The organism is Pseudomonas sp. PI1 (genome assembly GCF_000812405.1).
GTDB classification, from domain to species: domain Bacteria; phylum Pseudomonadota; class Gammaproteobacteria; order Pseudomonadales; family Pseudomonadaceae; genus Pseudomonas; species Pseudomonas citronellolis.
The window spans coordinates 1-15,106 of record NZ_JWMC01000003.1 but is presented as its reverse complement, the minus strand read 5'-3'; the positions used below and the strand labels follow the sequence as shown (position 1 = coordinate 15,106).

Sequence of the window (15,106 nt, the reverse complement as noted above, 5' to 3'; positions counted from 1 at the left end):
CGTGATGTGAGACTGTCTCAGTCTAGTGGAGAGTGGCTGGCGCTCTCAGGATCGGTGCGTAGGGGCTCTCTGCGAGGAGTAGGCGGCGGCGTGTTTTCTTCGCTCTTCTGCTCTCGAGAAGTGCTGGCGTGCGCCGCTGATATTTCTTTGGCGACGATACGAACCATTACGCTATCGGTAATGAGTCCATAGAAGGTGCCGTGCAACTCCAGAGGATGTGCAATTCGATTCAAGAACTGGCTCCGTGTTTCTGATCTCCACAGGGACGAACATACAGCATTGGTGCATGGTCGCCCCTTCAAAAACGGCCACTCAAGGTAGCCCCGTTTCATCATGCTGCTTGGGTTTGGTTCTCAGTGGCACTGCCCTTGACTTTGGCCAGTTTGTCCATGAAACCAGCCAGGGGCATGTCCTGCAGATCGGAAATTCGATCGCGCAGAATCGACCAGCGTTCTTCTTCCTCCATGGCCATGTACTGGCTGCGATAGCGGCATCCATCCAGGATGAGTTCAGTCGCGGTCGCGCGGTCGACTACGAAGACGACCTTGCCATCAAGCTTCAGGTTCTCCCTTGCAAAAACCTCAGAGATGCTGTCTTCCGGGTCTAGCGTGGCGTAGAAGCGGCCGCGGAGAAAGTCACCTTGGAACGTGGTCTGGCCCAGTAGTGGGCGAGCTGCATTCATCAAAATGTGCCCTGAGGGTGTCTCGGTTCCGTGATCCAGGTTGGTAGTAACCGCAACCGGAGCATGGGCCAGGAAGGAAAGCAGGTTGGATTGAGCGTATTGCATGGGGAGGTCCTCTGTCTGGGATAGGCCCAGTATCAGCAGGGAAGGGCTGTGCCAGAACCGCTGTCAGAATTTCACAGGGTCAACTTGACGTGCATCGCTCAAACGCTTCTGTACCTTGGACGCATCACTGGTGACGCCAGATCCTGGCAAAGAGAGGCCCCCTTGATACGTCGAATTGCCGTAATGGCAACCCTTACCATCGCTGCCGGTTGCAGCTCCCACGCTACGTCGGAAACTCCCACGTCCTTGAATGGCCAGGTATCCGCGCAGCCCACTCCCTTGACTGCAAGCCAAGCCCGTTCGTTGGCATTCGATGACTGCAATTACATCGTCGACCACCTGGCTAGCACCCACAAAGATTCCGCACGGGCTCGAGCGTTGAATTACTGCATGGGCGTGGACGTCGCTAAGTTCGGCATGAACTGATCTGGTCGATCAGCCAAGAAAAGAAAACCCCGCACCTGTGAAGGTAGCGGGGTTTTTGTTGGCTCCAACTTTGAAATCCAGCAAACCGAAAGGCCAGCTGGTGACAATCAAGCAGCGGATGCGTACTTGGCGTCGATGTTTTGGAACTGATCCAGCATTTCCCGGTAGCTGATCTCGCCGCAATTGTGCCGCGTGATGAACTCCAGGCGCTCGCACCCTTTCTTCCACTCGACCGTAGATGCAACCCGATCGAGGGTATCTGGAGATGCCACCATACGAAAACCGGCGCAGAAGGCGTCTGATACGACTTCGTCCAGAGTTGTGCAGGTGTGATGGGTAATCCAGCCGTGCAGACCGAAAGCCTGGTAGCGGAATTTACCGGGTTCTGAGGCATCAGGAAGAACCAGCGCCCATTGGTTCCCGGACCAATGTTTGAGGATCAACCCTACGCCAACCCGATCCAGTTCGTTGTACAAGGCGGTCAGGGCTTCGTGCCGCTCCATACTTTCCCGGAGCATTTGGCGGACCGAAGGCGATAGACCAGCTTGATCGGCATGGAGGTCTTCGCCATCCCCGAAGGTTTGGCGGACCGCCCTTGCCTGCTCGATGAAGCGATTTCGAAGGTCTTTATCCATGAGAACTCCAAGGGAGCACTCAAGCCCAGGGCATGATGTGCCCCAGGTTGGGTTAGAGGACGCGCCGGCGGATGCCAGGGCGCTCGAACCACGCTATGCGCGGTGTGCTGCTCCTGGCCAACCAGGTTGTCTTCATCCACAGATTGACTTCACGACATGGCCGGCCGGAAAGGCGCACGTCATCAGGCGAGCAGCTTGAGAGTTGCCCGACAAGTCTCACTTCGAGGATTTGAGTAAGTCGACTGTAGTCGAGTCACTCGGTGTGCACGAATGTGCAGTGGTTGGAGCCAGCGGTGACTCCCCGATTGAAAACTGAAACTCAGGTCTCAGCCGGGGCCAGATGAACACCCTAGAGTTCTAGCGCGTACATCTGGTGCTTAAAGTCCAAGGACTCAAGCAGGAAGCATGTTTTTTGTATCACCACGCCCTACCCATCGCAAGTCAAACTGAGGCCTATTTTCTTACTCTAACGCGGTCGAGCCCGGTTTAGAGGTATGTACTGCGAGTGTTCGTCTCTCAGTACCCGGCCGAGGCTCCATCCTTCCTCAAGCGAAGCCAGGTCATCCCAGGCGATCGGGGTCAGACTGGCATTCCACCCTGCCTTAACGTCGCTGGTGTAATGGAGCGATCCATCGGGATGAAGCCGGACTATCAGTGCGTCTGGCGGTGATTGGATGTTGTGTCGACGAGTGAATCGGAAGCAAGCCGAGCATTCACCGCCGCCGGAGCACACATCGAAATGACTACCCCACTGAGCAATGGCCGTATTCATCGATTCCCGAAGCCCTGCAAATGTCCGCGGCCGGAGTGCGCAGCGGGGTTGAGGGTCAATCGAATCGATGCGTAAGCGATTCCTTCCGTCGCCATCAGGGCCACGCGGATCGCAGCTTGGGCCTTCCAGGTATATTGGCACTGTGGTCTCCTCAGGCAGCTGTGGCAATGGTGCTGGTTGGGCAGGAGCGCTCTGCCAGGCGCAGCTTGCGTGCTAGATCCTTGTCCGCTCGCCAATCGCTTGGCGTGTACGAGGCGAACACCGGAGGGCAGCCTGGCCGGCTGAAACGTAAGTGTGTTCCCCGGGTGATGGAGATTTCCCAGAGAGGATGTGCTTTCTGTAGTTCTCGGAGACGTTTCATGTGATGGGATTCCAGTTTGAGTACGCCCATCGTGATGCTCGAGGATCTGTGCCACCAGCTGATAAAAATCAGGCCCCGAAGGGCCTGACATTCAGAAGTCGATCGGTGATTCTTGGGGGCAGCGCGCCAGATGCAAGCCGAGTTGAATCGAAACGATCTCGGCCAGGTCCTCTTTCGTCAGGGGCGCGTCGCCAATCGCCAAGCCAGAACGAAGTACGTGTGCACCATTCTTTGCCTTCCAATCGATCGCGACAAAATGAAGCCCTGGAACTTCGTTGAGCGGAGGAGCAAGGCCCCAGGTCTGTGTAGTCCGCGCGAAACCGGCCAGGCAAGCGATTACTGTATTTTTCTTGCCTAGATCTCGCTGAGATGCCTCCGGAAGCGAGTCGAATTCGGCTACTGTGCCGAGATACTGCTCGAACGGCTTGTGTTTCGGATCTCGTCGAAGCAGTTCCGCGATGATCCCATCACCACTCACTACGGAGCGGTAGAGATCCTGGGAAACCATTGCGGCCACCCGGGGACCGCGGTGGATGTTCACAGAGTAAAACCAGCATCGAACCGCAGAAATGGCTGGGGTTTCTGGGTCCATCTGCCAGCCTGATTTCTCCATAGCGGCCGCGACACGCTTCCGCATCGCTTCATTAAGTTGGTGCATCGAGGTACCTATCATCTGTTTGGGAGCACCGATCTTGGCATTAACCAAGTGTGCCACCAGCTCGGGAAAAGCCACGGTCGTTTTGAGTTGAATGACGCGATGCGCCAGCTATCGTGGGCTCCGACTTTCGGAGTTCATCGGATACAGGCGTTGAAACCATCGACCATTACCCGACGGCAACTGCTTGCAGCATTTCTCGCCGCGCCAGCCGCACTCACATTGAGCCAAGCCCTCGGCAGTGTCCCCTCAGGACGTAAATACGATTGGCGTGTGGTAGCGCTAAACCGAGATCGTTGGCTTGATCTTGAAAGGCCTGATAGCGGTGAGAAGGCATCTTTCTGCTACTTTCGCGGAGGGAAGGGCTGGGACGTTGGTGGATACCAGAAAGCCTGCAGCATTCTGCGAGACGTGAAATTCAAATCAACCGTTCGCATGAGCCCGAAGCTACTTGATCTGCTTTACCTCATCCAGGTCTGGTTGAGGATCAACCGATTGCCCTACAAGATCCTTGTGAACAGTGGGTACCGCACCCCACAGCACAACTCCAAATTGGAGGGCGCAGCCAAGCAATCACTTCATATCAAGGCGATGGCCGCGGATATTCGCATACCAGGCTTGTCCGTCGACAACCTGGGAAAGCTGGCCCAGGCTATTGGCGTCGGAGGTGTGGGCTTCTATCCCACGAAGGGATTCATCCATGTCGACGTCGGCAAGGTTCGAACCTGGCGCGTGGCCGAATCGACCGTCCTGGAGCCAGAATACTGGATTGTGGAGCTACTCGATCCTTCGACCGATGCTCAGTGGCTGGCCAACCTTGCGCCTGATTGGCCAGAACTTGAAATGCTCGCTTGACCTTCAGCAGCCGCCCTAGATCGCGCTTATTCGCAACTCCACCCGGCGATTGGCTTGGCGACCGGCGGGTGTTTCATTTCCTGCGACCGGCATCGAATCGGCCACCCCGCGAATTGCAATCCGGTCAGCCTGAATTCCACCTGCGTAAAGGAACTGTCCAACCGCCTGCGCTCGGTTGTAGCTGAGACGAAGGTTATTTTGGAACGGACCGGTGTTGTCCGTATGGCCGGTGATTTCAATGCGAAGGTTACCTTGGTTCCGCAGCGATTCGGCCAGTCGCGCTAGGGACGGGAAAGCCTGACTTTGCAGATCTGCCGATCCAGTGCTGAACGTAATGTCCGCGGGCGCGCTCACCACGAGTGCCTGGGTGGTGTTCGCATCATCCACCTGCTTTTCAACGGTGAGGCCTGTCCCTTTCAGCTTTGCCTCTAGCTCGCCATGCTTACGGTCGAGGATGAACCCGGTGCCACCGCCGATACCAGCACCAATTGCCGCACCAATGAGGGCTGCACGACTATCGCCGATCGCCGCGCCAATTAGGCCGCCTGCAACAGTCCCTACTACGGCCCCGACGGCGGTCCGGTTAATTTCACGCTCACCGGTCATGGGGTTGGTCGCACAGCCGGCCAGGCAAGCGAGCATTACGAGGACGCTGAAGGGTTTGAGCAGTTTGTTCATGCTGGAGCTCCTTGAGATGGAGCTCCATGTTGATGGTAGGCAAGGTGTGCCAGAAGCAGCCCCTTGCAATACCCCTCAGCAGCCGATTCCTTGCGCCAGGCGATTGCAGCGCAATGCCAGCTTGTGCTGGTAATCGGTCCCGGTGCAGGTACTCTCAAGTCGAATGAGTTGCTCCAGAGTGACTGCCTGGTTACCCGCTTTGTGGACCGCTTCGGTCAGGCTGGTGCACATCCTCACCACGTAGTTTGGCGCGCTGTACTGGGGATGGCGCGAAAAGTCGTCCGCATCGTGGCCTCGTTTGGTCAACGCTTGCTGGATAATGCTCGAGTACGGTTCGTTTACGGATTGAGTGCTCATGGATTGAGAGTCCTGGAATCAGCCAGCAAAGTGAGAGTGGGCCGTAGTATCCACCACACGGTAGGCCACGATTTGAGCGTGTGGGTTGTAACCACTGTGGTTCCAACCGAAGGCCTGTGCACTGCCGGTGTGCCGCTGGCCGTTGCGGAAGATCACTTCGACTTGGCTCGCTTCACTGAGCCCGTGTGGAAGGTGAGGACCTGTGACAGGCGATCCACCCCAGGTTAGGTATCCATCCTGCAGCGCAGCTTGCAGAGCTTGCTCGGCGATTATGTTCTGCACCAGGTCGAACTCGGCGCGTGCTGCTCCATCTCGAGTCTCAAAGATGAAGTCGCCTTCCTTGCCCAAGTCGGTGCGGCGGCGGTCACAGACAATACGCCACTTACCGTCCGGATAGTTGTTGCTGACGCAGCCGCAAGCCCCGCTTGGGTAACGAAGATTGGATACGTACCAGCCTCCATGACGCCACTTCGAATAAAACGGTGTCCAGCTTTGGTCTTGGGTTTGGTCTCGTTGAATCGGTTGCATTATCTACCTCAGATGAAGGCCTTGTTGGATGGAGTAATCCTGAGGGTGACGGTTGTGTGCCAGGGTCCTCAGCACAACCAGAGCGTCTAACGGGTTAGCTTGAAGGGCCACCCGCAGTCGAAATCTGTCTCACCCATTGGCTTCGCCTGAGGTGAAAAGAAATCCACCTGCCGTTCTGCATGATCCAGGGCGGCATCAAGTCTGGGCAACGTTTTGGAGAAACGGGTAGCACTGGTGCCATCGAACGAATGCGCGCCCGCGGCTGCGCAGAGGTGGATTCGTTTCGCGCTGTTCACCCGGCCAATGTGGTAGTAGCAGTTCCTTCGTCTTGCCAGGACACCCCATGCGTTGGCCGTTGCCAACTTCCACTCCGTCGACCCACCAAGGAAGATTCCGCATGCCGGGTTGAGATACTCTCGTACATCGTCGGGCTCCATGCCATCTTGCACCGCCAGCAAAGTCAGGGTGGGAATCCCTGAAAGTCGTTCCTTCCATTTGAGGCTGAACTCCAGTGATCTCATCCCACCGGCCACAATGTCAGGCAGGATGAAAAAGTCGCTTCCCTCGCCGAGCAGGTCGATTGCTCGCCCAAATGCGCGCTCATCAAATGGACGTCCTTGCTGAAATGCTGTCCAAGCGCCGTTGTCCAGGCAGTACCGGAAATCTTCCGTCCGTAATACTCCAGTTGGACTCACCAGCAGTCGCCAGCCAGCCTCACGCATGGCGGCAAGATTCTGCTTGGTACCAGTTCTGCTTGCGTAGGAGACCATCTCGCGGCGATGTACGGGCAGCCGCTCCTCACATTCCGGTTCCAGATCAGCACTGCCATCGAGGTTGTAGTAGTCGGCATAGGCCATAACAGCCTGGGAGTACCCGACTCGGCTTCCCTCCTTGTAGGGGGTCATCCAGCTTGGCGGGGTGAAGGCGGCGTCTTGCATGTTGAGCTCCATGAGCAGAATTCATGCAAATGGTGACTCGCCCTGAGTGTGCCACCAGCCGGTTATGATCAGGATTCGTATGGTTTTGAGGCTGCAAATATGCGCTACCCGAATTCCCTCATGACAACCTATTTCAACGGCTGCGCCGGCGGGCAATCTGAGCCATGCGTCGTTATTTTTCGCGACGAAGAGGTGGTAATCGAATACACCCGCAAGGGGCAACCCTCCACATATCGGGGACACCTGAAGGACGGCATCTACTCTTTGCGGTACTGGCCAGAAGCAGATGGATTTGTTGGGGAGGCCACCCTATGCGCACCAGAGGGGAACCTCATGGACGGAGACTGGTGCGAGCAGGAAGGCGGCAGCAAGGATGTGGGCACCTGGGAAATCGAACTCAGAAGGTAGGGCCGCCGATCAGCGGCCCGGGTGATGCCTCCGGTTCCACTCTTTGATGATCCCTTCCGGAACCTGAGCACACTCAGCAAGATCGTCGATTCCGAGACGTTGGGCGAATCGTTTGATCCGCCAGGACTCGCTCGGGTAGCTTGCTGCCGTGTACTGGGGTTTGAGCCAGTTCAGGGCCTGGGCGGCATTCTGAAAACAACGCCGCCCGCTATAGCCCAATGCCGGGCCGATCACCACGGCTGTGATGGCCAGTCTGTCACGTGGATTGATCGACTCCAGTAGCGTGATGAGAGGGCTTTCCGGCTTCTTGAACTCAGGTACACGTCCTGTCCGAACATACTGGGCGTGAAGCCTGGGATTCCGTGCCATCAGGTGCAGCGCTTTTCGATCAACCATGATGGTCCTCTTCGATCAGATCCTGGGTCGGCAAAACGGTATTCAGGTTCACCCAGCGCACCATCTGAGCGTCGGGAGATTCCCCACCGTAGACTCGCTTCCTCCAGGCCGGGAAAAGGAATTCGCCGCTCTCCTGATCTTCCTTCTCCTCCGCCTGGAGCCGATCAACCTCTGTGTTGGCGATGTACACGATTGTGTTGCCATCTTTCAGGGGCCGGCCGCGGAGCGCCTCGATACCCTGCTGTGCAATCAGTTCAGCTGCGGAGCCTGGAGCTGGGGTCCTCTTAACCATTGAAGTGCCCCTCGACTACATCAAAGCATCCTTCATGGGAGTAAACGTTCACGCTGTTGCCGTTGGGGAATGGCTCGCCCTGGAGGACGATTGCGCATCGCCAGTTTCCCGCGGCGGTGCGCAGAGTGTTCATTACTCGTCCACGAATTGTCGGTTTCAGCATGGACTTGTCATGAGGTGTGAAGATCACGTGGTCCATAGGCTGGACTGGACATTCAAGTGCTGGGACAACGCCGGAGGATTTCAAATCCCTGGGGAGGGTGAGGCTGATTTGCTGCATGTCATGGCTCCTATTTGGTCTAGCCATGATCAGGGGGTTAGGGGAGTGGCAGAAGCGAAGAGTGGTACACCGGGACCGCGAATAGGTTGGAAAACAGCACACCTACTTGGCGTGTAGCAACTAGGTAGTTTGTGGACACTTCCGTTGCCGGCCTAAGCCGGGAACTGAATGGGGAATACTGTGTTTCGACGCCTTTCTTATCTGATCGCTGCATGTGAGGCGGAGGAGTGGCTACCAGGGCTTATCAGCAAACTCCTGGGCCAGGATCACGCCAACGAAATCGAGGTCGTTCTCGCGTCTGATGATGGTGTCGACCTACGTACCAGGCTGCCTAGCGATCCTCGTCTTGTACATTGTCCGCCAGCATTTAGAACCGGGCCGGCCGCGGCGCGCACAAGAGCACTTGTAGCTGCGTCAGGAAGTCACGTTGTTCAGATGGACGCAGATGATGATGTATCGGATGGGTTCGTCGAGGCCGTGATCTCGGCTTTGAAAGTAACCCCTGCTGTCGCTCTAAGGACTGTGTATGTCCGAGGAGGGGAGGAGGTGAAGCGCTTTCAGTCCCCAACGCTGGAGCTGGGCTCACTGTTGGATTTTTATGGCAGCGTCATTTGTGCGGCTCCCAGGAACTGGATCAGGCTCTATCCAGCGGCGATTGCTGAAGACGTAGTTGCGAGCATCGCATTTTTGCACCTAGCGGGAGGGCGGCTGCCAGTAGTGGATGCTGACTACAGAGTGAGGCTCCACCCACACTCCTTCTGTGCCCAGAATGCTTGCTCCTTCACCTCGGCTTATCGGTCAGGAGTGGTTCGTGCGGGTTGGCTGGCACAGGAAGTCGGCTGCCCAGGAATTGAGGCTGCACTGATCCGAATGTACCGCTCGCGGATTGCCATGAGCCGGGCCTACGATACGTTCTTGTTAGGTGGGGGAGAGGGGGACTATCACGACTTTGTGCAACAGCACCAAAATCACCCGGTCATGCCTGCTTGAACGATTAGGGGAGTGTGGGGCTCACGCCCCACAAGAACATGCCCGCTTACCCTTCTTTACGCTTGCGGGCGGCCTGATCATTCAAGGCTGACAGTCCACCGGCGAAGAACGCGCAGATCAGGGCAGCAATGGAGATGCCGACGATAATGTTGGACTCTGCCCAGTGTCCGTACTCCACAACGAAGAATTGAAGGCCGGAAGCGAGTAGGACAAAGGCGATGACAGCGAGAACGCGCAGAATCATGGGGTAGTACCTCTGTAAGATTTATCGAAATTCTCAAGCCGCTGCCGGTGTGCCAGGAGCACTCTCGTCATCATTTTTCACCGCCTGCCTGACCGCCCCTTCGTAGAAGCTCAATGCATCGCCTAGCGCCTGGATTCGAGCCGCCACCCGGGCTTCCCACCCGCCACATCCCTCTGGCTTGGTTTTGAGGAGGTGCAACGTTTGGACAACGAGTTCGCTGGACGACAAGTGGTCAGAGTTTTGATAGGAGAAAATCATCTTGTTGCTGAGCAGCAGCGCTTCCATTCGGTCATCGCTCACCTCAAGAGGAACTATCGGACCTCGAAAAGCAGGGTCAGGTCGGTAGAACGAAGCGATGCCGGCTACAGGCACTGCAGGAGTGCTCGTTACGCGCATTGTTGGGTAGATGCTTTCTGCGTAGACCAGCAGCGACTCCGGTGATGCTTTCGGTCCAGCGATATCATTGCCCAAGCAAACCAATCCGTTGCCGTCATAGGTTGCGACCTGAAGCACCTCTTGGCCGTAGTCCATCCAAACGAAACCGGAGGATTTCTGCCGTGCAGCGATATCGATTACCCGCGCTGGGATCGTGTTGATCTCGACAATTGGCTGGTCATAGGAAGGGCCAACAACGAAGTTTCGACGGAGGGCAAGAGCGGCGCTTTGAGTGCGGGGGCAGATAGAGCGGGAGGATGACATGAGGTGGCTCCAGTGAGTGACTGGAGCCATTACCCCATGAGGTCAGGCGTGGCAGAACCTAGGCAGCGGATCGAGCTGGTTGATCGAGCAGTTGAGCTTGGAGTGCTCCTCCTTGGTCAATAATCGCTTCAAGCAATGCGTTCACCTGGCGCGAGACATTCACCCACCACGCCAAGGCTGTGAGCAGCATGCTGTGGACACTCACCTCATGGGATTTGGCTTGCTCTGCCATTCGGTCCCGAATGTAAGGGGTGTAGCGCAGCATGGTCGAAATCTTGTCCGAAGCCAGGCCGGGCTCTTCGGTGACGACAGGCAGTTTTGCCAGAAGCACCGCGACGTCCGCTTCATCAAGTTGAGAAATCAGCATCTTGCGGATCACTGCGCAGCGTTTCTGGTGGTCAAGCCAAGAGATGAGGCCCATGACGCATTCTGCATTCATGCTCCTCCCATGCTGTTGGGCGAGGTCGGTGAGGCCTTCATGGCACTGGCTGTTGAGGCGGACCATGACTTTGGGGGCGGTACGGGAGTTGCTGTCCTTGTTCTTCATCGCTTCGTCCATACTCCTACTTCTGTGGTACCACGGCCAAGGGTGGCCGTGGTACGCATTGTGCCGGTCGAGCTGGCGGAGTGCCCGCCAAACATCTGAGCTGTAATCCAGGCTGAACTTAGCTCTGGTCGTAAACGGCGAGTCCTTCCACGGTATCGAACTGCTCGTCCAGGCGCACCCATCCGAGACGATTATGCGTATTGAGCCAGTGGCGGATGTCGCGCAGAGCTTGCGGGACGGTCTCAGGCAGGTCTTCGATGTAGAGGAACATTCCGTCCTGGTACACCGCACATACCAGCCAATCATTGTCGTCGCCGTGCTTGGCAAGCACGTCGAAAGTTTCCTTGTCCAGGTGCAGGCAGGATAGGCGCGTGACTTGAATTGTTGGTGCAGGCATCGGGCTAGTCTCAGTTGTTGGTTGGAGAGCAAGGGTCTTGAAAACCTTGTCTATGGAGGGTCAGTCCTGAAGACAGGGTTCCTTCTCAATCAGGCCCCCAATCGCATCAGCCACCCGCTGTTCTGCAAAGCTGTCTTTCGGCAGATGCTCCCAAATCTCGTCGAGTAGAGGGATGCAGGTCTTGACGTACGTTGGCTCGTACTTCCGGGTGGCCCGGAGGTGGAGGTACAGCGCTGAATGAACCTCTGCGACCTTGGGACTGGTGGATGCCAGGTTGGCCAGAGCTACCTCGAGCAGCGGCCGCGAGACAAGGATTGTTCTTGGACCTTGATCACTTGCAAGAGATGCAGTGATCTCCGAGTGGGCTGCGAGTAGCTGAGCGTTCAACCAGTCAGGATAGGCTTCCCCGGGCGGGCAATCCTCTCTGCGGAAACCTGGAGTGAGGATGTCGATGTTCCGGGCGGTTTTGTCCATCACGGCTGCAGGGGCATATCCGCAAACCGCGAAAGCCTGATTGATCAGTGGAAGGTTCGAACCGAACAGAAGGAAATCGCCATCCTCGTCTTGGTTCATCGCATCCACCAGACCTTGAAGCACCTCAAGGGCCAAATTCGACTGCGTTGCATTCATTGCGAGTGGTCCTTGCTACTTGATCAGAGGTGCTGGTGGTGAATTTCTACGTAGCGCTGCAGGTAAGCCTGCTTGCGGGTGGAATCGAGGCTTGGGAAGTGAGACTGATAGTGCAAGCCAACCCACTCTTGAAGTGCTTCTTCGCCGCCTCCCACGAATGAGTCATTGGGGGCGTTTACGGTGATCTCGATGTGATCGCCGCTATCGTCGAGTGAGTCCTCGGTCTTCAGCGACATATTGGTCGTGACGAAGCCATGCGCCGCAGCGAAGCTTGCAGCCCCGGCATGGCAGGCGCATTGGCTGAGCCCATACTTCTTGGCATTGGGGTAGCGGTAGAAAAACTGAATTGCGGCTGCGCCCCGCAGCTTCTGGGTATCGACCAGGACCTGGGCAGGGCCATCGGGAGTCAGCACATAGGCTTCAGCCATGACGGCATCATCGAGGCCGTCATCAGTGTTGAAGACGAGCGTGATTGGCGTAGTGGTCATCATGCCTCCTCTGGAGAGTGTCAAGCAGCGAGGCGCTGCAACAATGCGTTCTGAAGATCGGTTTCGGCTCGGATCACGTCTCGGATCGCCACCCTGGACGAAGGGCGGATGAATACGTGCTCAATGGCGGAGTGGATCAGGAAGTAAACAGGCTCCCCGCGGTAAACGCCCTTCCAGTAGGTGACGTGGTAATCGTCCCGCAGACGCAGTCCACGCCCGTAACCGAGCTGTTGCTCAAGTTCCTCAAGGCCGGTGACGTGCTTCGCCAGCGATTTGAAGGTGATCTTGCGCGCAGCCTCGACCAAGTCGCTGATGGCTTGTCCTTTTGATCGTGCGGACTCGCCGTCATGAAGGTCTATGCACCGCGTGTAGTATTCAAACGCCTGGTTGCTGGTGGACATGGAGATGCTCCCTTATTGGATTGGAGACATCTTCAAGCGCGTCAGGGCGTGCCAGAACCCCAGGCGGCTGAGCCGGGGGGACTCAAAGTTGAGTGATCGTCTGGTTCTCCACCTTGAGCCTTCCGGCGACGTTACCTCGACCGGAAATCCGGATTAGCTCCCAAACTTCGGAATGACTCGAGCTACTGGCATCGTCATCCAGCCTGTCGCAACGACCTAGGTAGAGGTTTCGGCTACCCAGGAACTCGGCGGTAACGGACTCGGCCGTGCGCTGGATGAAATTTCGAACCTGGATGCGTTCGCCGGCGAAGTCCAGGGATGAACCATGCTGTGCCACATAGGCTTCGAGTTGTGTGGAAGGCATTGAAGCTCCGGATAACAGTACGTACTGGCGGTGGCCAGTGTTCCGATTGTGGGAAGGGATTCAAGTGAAGTGAGGGTGCTGAAATTCAAGGCGGCCCTCATCCCGATGAATATCAAGGGTGTGATTGAGGAGAGTTGGCCAGGTTTGGTGCAGAACCCGGCCATTAGGGGAGGGGAAAATGCAGGGGGCAACAGCACGCGCTTGCTGCCCAAATGCATGTCAACACGCCAGAGTTAGTCCCAGCCGGCGTGCTCCACGGCCTTGTTGAAAGTATCCGCGACCAGGTGGGCCAGCTCCTCGTGCGTGTCTGCCTTCGGATGCTGCAGGCCGTCTGTAACGATGGCCTTGTGTTGCCAGGCCCAGGCCTTGCCCTTGTCGGCGAAGATGATTGCGCGAGCTTCGGCGATCCAGAATCGGAACTCAGCTCGCACTTGCTTGGGATCGTCATTGTCCGGAACCTTTGGAACCACCCAGGCGGAGAATTGGCGACTCCGGATCGAATCTACCCAGCGGAGGTCGTCCTCGATGTCCATTCGGAACAGGTAGGTATCAGGCAGGACAAGCTTCTGTTCCAGGATCGATTTGATCTTGCCGGCAACATAGCGCCCATGATCCTTGATGTTCCCCTTGAGTGCGTCACGAAGCTCCTGCTTCGAAAATCGGCCTGCCATGTGCGCAACGCACTGGCCATCCCGCATGACCGTAGTAAACCGACCGTCTTTGTTGAAGACGATGCGCGCTTTCTCATAGCTGTCGTGGAAATGGTCGCCGCAGATTGCTTCCAAGGCTGCGTAGGTGGCCTGCATGCTGGACAGGCCGATCATGTCCGCTTCCTTCTCGGTGATAGGTGCAGGTACGTTCATCTTCAGGTTCCCCGTGGTGTGTAATTGGAACCATCTTCCCCGCCGGTTGAGTGTGCCAGAAGCACTGTAATGGCCCGTTTTCCAACCCCTGTCTACCGAGGCAGGCGGTTGAAGATTGCACGTGAGCAGAGCGGGGGATGTTCTAGTCCCAAATGGGGAAGTGAACGGCAGGTTCAAATTCAGGCCCCCAAAGCAGGGACCGGAATGGCACGGGAGCCGCCAGGAAAGCATCGCGGAGTCGAGAATTGGTTCAACCTCACACAAGCCGACTCATTGAACCCGCTTGGTCACTTTTGATTGAACTGGTGTAGAAGGGCGCGGAGGTGGGCAGCCGCCTTTTGCTTCAGTGCCGAGAATTTGCATCGAAGGATGTGCAGCGGCAGATCGCCGATCAGACCGTCAATGAAAGCCAAAATCCAGTAGCGAATGTTGTCACACGAGGTCGGTGGCGGGTCTTTGTAGTGGCTATGGACTTCGGGGGCTACAGCAACGGCGTGAGCTGCATTGTCGAGAGCAAGGTGTAGCTTCTTGCAGATTTTCATGGCGGCACCAGTAGTGCGGCCTCAGAGAGGCCGCATAGGACTTAAGCCAGCTTTTGCTCTTGCTCGGAAAGGCTGGCGATGAAGCTAGGGCGGTTGAATATGCGCTGGCAATATTCGGAGATTCCGCGAACCTTTGTCAGGTTTATCCCAAGGGACTTTACCCGCCAAAGGAGAGGGGCGAGGGTGCAATCAGCGACCGAAAGTTCGTCGCTCATGAAGTATTTCTTCTGCTCAAAGAGCGGTGCCAGCGCCAGCAGAGTGCTTGCCAGTTCCTTGCGCGAATCGGAACAACCATCTTGGGTTTTGTCCAAGAGCGGATAGAGTTCCCGGTGGATACGGCGAGCCAGCATGCGGGTATGGGCGCGGGCAACGGTGGTGCTGGGTAAGAGCGCCGGATGCGGGTAGCGCTCCTCCAGATACTCGACAACCATGTCCACCTCATGAAGTGCGAGGTCGCGCTCAGCCAGCGCGGGTGCCTGCATCGTGGAACCGAACTGAGCCATCAATCGTGCATTGGCTGGTACTGCGACATCTAAGATGCGAGCGTCGATTGCCTTTTCTGCCAGCACCTGA

The 15,106-nt window shown here is 56.8% G+C and carries 24 protein-coding genes; 3 read left to right on the top strand and 21 right to left on the bottom strand.

Annotated features, from left to right (window positions below; genetic code table 11):
• Window positions 1-331 precede the first annotated feature (331 nt).
• The 3 genes from RN02_RS00650 to RN02_RS00640 form a co-directional block, all read right to left on the bottom strand.
• Window positions 332-787 (bottom strand): hypothetical protein, encoded by a 456-nt coding sequence (locus RN02_RS00650; protein ID WP_010792716.1) that lies wholly within the window; start codon window positions 785-787, stop codon window positions 332-334.
• A 533-nt stretch (window positions 788-1,320) separates the two neighbouring features.
• Entirely contained in the window at window positions 1,321-1,848 is a 528-nt protein-coding gene (locus tag RN02_RS00645; RefSeq protein ID WP_010792717.1) for a hypothetical protein, read from the bottom strand.
• 1,224 nt (window positions 1,849-3,072) lie between these two features.
• Entirely contained in the window at window positions 3,073-3,639 is a 567-nt protein-coding gene (locus RN02_RS00640) for a hypothetical protein (protein ID WP_128677596.1), read from the bottom strand.
• Between the two features lie 150 nt (window positions 3,640-3,789).
• Here RN02_RS00640 and RN02_RS00635 point away from each other — a divergent pair, with 150 nt between their 5' ends.
• Window positions 3,790-4,491 (top strand): YcbK family protein, encoded by a 702-nt coding sequence (locus RN02_RS00635; protein ID WP_223198328.1) that lies wholly within the window; start codon window positions 3,790-3,792, stop codon window positions 4,489-4,491.
• 15 nt (window positions 4,492-4,506) lie between these two features.
• On the opposite strand, the gene RN02_RS00630 is transcribed toward RN02_RS00635, so the two are convergent.
• The 4 genes from RN02_RS00630 to RN02_RS00620 form a co-directional block, all read right to left on the bottom strand.
• Window positions 4,507-5,169 (bottom strand): OmpA family protein, encoded by a 663-nt coding sequence (locus RN02_RS00630; protein ID WP_010792719.1) that lies wholly within the window; start codon window positions 5,167-5,169, stop codon window positions 4,507-4,509.
• Window positions 5,170-5,244: 75 nt separating this feature from the next.
• Window positions 5,245-5,526, bottom strand: a complete 282-nt coding sequence (locus RN02_RS00625; protein ID WP_010792720.1) for a hypothetical protein — start codon at window positions 5,524-5,526, stop codon at window positions 5,245-5,247.
• An 18-nt stretch (window positions 5,527-5,544) separates the two neighbouring features.
• Complete coding sequence (locus RN02_RS34100; RefSeq protein ID WP_010792721.1) at window positions 5,545-6,054, bottom strand: hypothetical protein; 510 nt, start codon at window positions 6,052-6,054, stop codon at window positions 5,545-5,547.
• Window positions 6,055-6,140: 86 nt separating this feature from the next.
• Window positions 6,141-6,992 (bottom strand): hypothetical protein, encoded by an 852-nt coding sequence (locus tag RN02_RS00620; RefSeq protein WP_010792722.1) that lies wholly within the window; start codon window positions 6,990-6,992, stop codon window positions 6,141-6,143.
• Between the two features lie 120 nt (window positions 6,993-7,112).
• On the opposite strand from RN02_RS00620, the gene RN02_RS00615 reads away from it, so the two are divergent.
• Window positions 7,113-7,400: a hypothetical protein gene (locus RN02_RS00615; RefSeq protein WP_170831735.1), complete on the top strand. Its 288-nt coding sequence runs from the start codon at window positions 7,113-7,115 to the stop codon at window positions 7,398-7,400.
• Between the two features lie 9 nt (window positions 7,401-7,409).
• Here RN02_RS00615 and RN02_RS31840 read toward each other — a convergent pair whose 3' ends face one another.
• From RN02_RS31840 to RN02_RS31835, 3 genes are all read right to left on the bottom strand, one after another.
• Entirely contained in the window at window positions 7,410-7,796 is a 387-nt protein-coding gene (locus RN02_RS31840) for a hypothetical protein (protein ID WP_010792724.1), read from the bottom strand.
• A complete protein-coding gene (locus tag RN02_RS00610; protein ID WP_171903635.1) occupies window positions 7,789-7,986 on the bottom strand; it encodes a hypothetical protein in 198 nt (65 codons plus the stop codon). Before RN02_RS00610 ends, RN02_RS31840 begins: the two co-directional genes overlap by 8 nt.
• A 94-nt stretch (window positions 7,987-8,080) precedes the next feature.
• Window positions 8,081-8,368: a hypothetical protein gene (locus tag RN02_RS31835; protein ID WP_010792726.1), complete on the bottom strand. Its 288-nt coding sequence runs from the start codon at window positions 8,366-8,368 to the stop codon at window positions 8,081-8,083.
• 168 nt (window positions 8,369-8,536) lie between these two features.
• Here RN02_RS31835 and RN02_RS00605 point away from each other — a divergent pair, with 168 nt between their 5' ends.
• On the top strand, window positions 8,537-9,358 hold the full coding sequence (locus RN02_RS00605) for a glycosyltransferase family 2 protein (RefSeq protein WP_010792727.1): 822 nt from the start codon (window positions 8,537-8,539) through the stop codon (window positions 9,356-9,358).
• Window positions 9,359-9,404: 46 nt separating this feature from the next.
• Here the strand turns inward: RN02_RS00605 and RN02_RS00600 are convergent, their stop codons facing one another.
• The 11 genes from RN02_RS00600 to RN02_RS00555 all read right to left on the bottom strand — a co-directional run.
• The gene (locus RN02_RS00600; protein WP_010792728.1) at window positions 9,405-9,602 is read right to left on the bottom strand and encodes a hypothetical protein; all 198 of its coding nucleotides are present in this window, start codon (window positions 9,600-9,602) and stop codon (window positions 9,405-9,407) included.
• A gap of 33 nt (window positions 9,603-9,635) precedes the next feature.
• A complete protein-coding gene (locus RN02_RS32995) occupies window positions 9,636-10,301 on the bottom strand; it encodes a hypothetical protein (protein ID WP_010792729.1) in 666 nt (221 codons plus the stop codon).
• Window positions 10,302-10,359: 58 nt separating this feature from the next.
• A complete protein-coding gene (locus RN02_RS00590; RefSeq protein ID WP_019438019.1) occupies window positions 10,360-10,860 on the bottom strand; it encodes an Arc family DNA-binding protein in 501 nt (166 codons plus the stop codon).
• A gap of 106 nt (window positions 10,861-10,966) precedes the next feature.
• A complete protein-coding gene (locus RN02_RS00585; RefSeq protein ID WP_010792731.1) occupies window positions 10,967-11,245 on the bottom strand; it encodes a DUF5983 family protein in 279 nt (92 codons plus the stop codon).
• 60 nt (window positions 11,246-11,305) lie between these two features.
• The gene (locus RN02_RS00580) at window positions 11,306-11,875 is read right to left on the bottom strand and encodes a hypothetical protein (protein ID WP_010792732.1); all 570 of its coding nucleotides are present in this window, start codon (window positions 11,873-11,875) and stop codon (window positions 11,306-11,308) included.
• A gap of 23 nt (window positions 11,876-11,898) precedes the next feature.
• Window positions 11,899-12,366, bottom strand: coding sequence for a hypothetical protein (locus RN02_RS00575; protein ID WP_172832416.1), 468 nt, complete (start codon window positions 12,364-12,366; stop codon window positions 11,899-11,901).
• A 17-nt stretch (window positions 12,367-12,383) separates the two neighbouring features.
• Entirely contained in the window at window positions 12,384-12,764 is a 381-nt protein-coding gene (locus RN02_RS00570; protein WP_010792734.1) for a hypothetical protein, read from the bottom strand.
• Window positions 12,765-12,846: 82 nt separating this feature from the next.
• Complete coding sequence (locus RN02_RS00565; protein WP_010792735.1) at window positions 12,847-13,128, bottom strand: hypothetical protein; 282 nt, start codon at window positions 13,126-13,128, stop codon at window positions 12,847-12,849.
• A gap of 233 nt (window positions 13,129-13,361) precedes the next feature.
• Window positions 13,362-13,952 carry a hypothetical protein gene (locus RN02_RS00560; RefSeq protein WP_010792736.1) on the bottom strand — a complete coding sequence of 197 codons (591 nt, stop codon included), beginning with the start codon at window positions 13,950-13,952 and terminating at the stop codon, window positions 13,362-13,364.
• Window positions 13,953-14,278: 326 nt separating this feature from the next.
• Window positions 14,279-14,533 (bottom strand): hypothetical protein, encoded by a 255-nt coding sequence (locus RN02_RS31830; protein WP_019438022.1) that lies wholly within the window; start codon window positions 14,531-14,533, stop codon window positions 14,279-14,281.
• Window positions 14,534-14,574: 41 nt separating this feature from the next.
• On the bottom strand, window positions 14,575-15,106 hold a 532-nt coding region (locus RN02_RS00555), incomplete at its 5' end, for a glutathione binding-like protein (RefSeq protein ID WP_043312578.1).

Excerpts from the sequence above, each read along its gene's own strand:
- RN02_RS00630 (WP_010792719.1), bottom strand. The coding sequence starts at position 5,169 with ATGAACAAACTGCTCAAACCCTTCAGCGTCCTCGTAATGCTCGCTTGC.
- RN02_RS31840 (WP_010792724.1), bottom strand. The coding sequence starts at position 7,796 with ATGGTTGATCGAAAAGCGCTGCACCTGATGGCACGGAATCCCAGGCTT.
- RN02_RS00615 (WP_170831735.1), top strand. The coding sequence starts at position 7,113 with ATGACAACCTATTTCAACGGCTGCGCCGGCGGGCAATCTGAGCCATGC.
- RN02_RS00600 (WP_010792728.1), bottom strand. The coding sequence starts at position 9,602 with ATGATTCTGCGCGTTCTCGCTGTCATCGCCTTTGTCCTACTCGCTTCC.
- RN02_RS00590 (WP_019438019.1), bottom strand. The coding sequence starts at position 10,860 with ATGGACGAAGCGATGAAGAACAAGGACAGCAACTCCCGTACCGCCCCC.
- RN02_RS00620 (WP_010792722.1), bottom strand. The coding sequence starts at position 6,992 with ATGCAAGACGCCGCCTTCACCCCGCCAAGCTGGATGACCCCCTACAAG.
- RN02_RS00585 (WP_010792731.1), bottom strand. The coding sequence starts at position 11,245 with ATGCCTGCACCAACAATTCAAGTCACGCGCCTATCCTGCCTGCACCTG.
- RN02_RS00645 (WP_010792717.1), bottom strand. The coding sequence starts at position 1,848 with ATGGATAAAGACCTTCGAAATCGCTTCATCGAGCAGGCAAGGGCGGTC.
- RN02_RS31830 (WP_019438022.1), bottom strand. The coding sequence starts at position 14,533 with ATGAAAATCTGCAAGAAGCTACACCTTGCTCTCGACAATGCAGCTCAC.
- RN02_RS31835 (WP_010792726.1), bottom strand. The coding sequence starts at position 8,368 with ATGCAGCAAATCAGCCTCACCCTCCCCAGGGATTTGAAATCCTCCGGC.
- RN02_RS00650 (WP_010792716.1), bottom strand. The coding sequence starts at position 787 with ATGCAATACGCTCAATCCAACCTGCTTTCCTTCCTGGCCCATGCTCCG.
- RN02_RS00575 (WP_172832416.1), bottom strand. The coding sequence starts at position 12,366 with ATGATGACCACTACGCCAATCACGCTCGTCTTCAACACTGATGACGGC.
- RN02_RS34100 (WP_010792721.1), bottom strand. The coding sequence starts at position 6,054 with ATGCAACCGATTCAACGAGACCAAACCCAAGACCAAAGCTGGACACCG.
- RN02_RS00605 (WP_010792727.1), top strand. The coding sequence starts at position 8,537 with ATGGGGAATACTGTGTTTCGACGCCTTTCTTATCTGATCGCTGCATGT.
- RN02_RS00580 (WP_010792732.1), bottom strand. The coding sequence starts at position 11,875 with ATGAATGCAACGCAGTCGAATTTGGCCCTTGAGGTGCTTCAAGGTCTG.
- RN02_RS00565 (WP_010792735.1), bottom strand. The coding sequence starts at position 13,128 with ATGCCTTCCACACAACTCGAAGCCTATGTGGCACAGCATGGTTCATCC.
- RN02_RS32995 (WP_010792729.1), bottom strand. The coding sequence starts at position 10,301 with ATGTCATCCTCCCGCTCTATCTGCCCCCGCACTCAAAGCGCCGCTCTT.
- RN02_RS00570 (WP_010792734.1), bottom strand. The coding sequence starts at position 12,764 with ATGTCCACCAGCAACCAGGCGTTTGAATACTACACGCGGTGCATAGAC.
- RN02_RS00560 (WP_010792736.1), bottom strand. The coding sequence starts at position 13,952 with ATGATCGGCCTGTCCAGCATGCAGGCCACCTACGCAGCCTTGGAAGCA.
- RN02_RS00625 (WP_010792720.1), bottom strand. The coding sequence starts at position 5,526 with ATGAGCACTCAATCCGTAAACGAACCGTACTCGAGCATTATCCAGCAA.
- RN02_RS00640 (WP_128677596.1), bottom strand. The coding sequence starts at position 3,639 with ATGCACCAACTTAATGAAGCGATGCGGAAGCGTGTCGCGGCCGCTATG.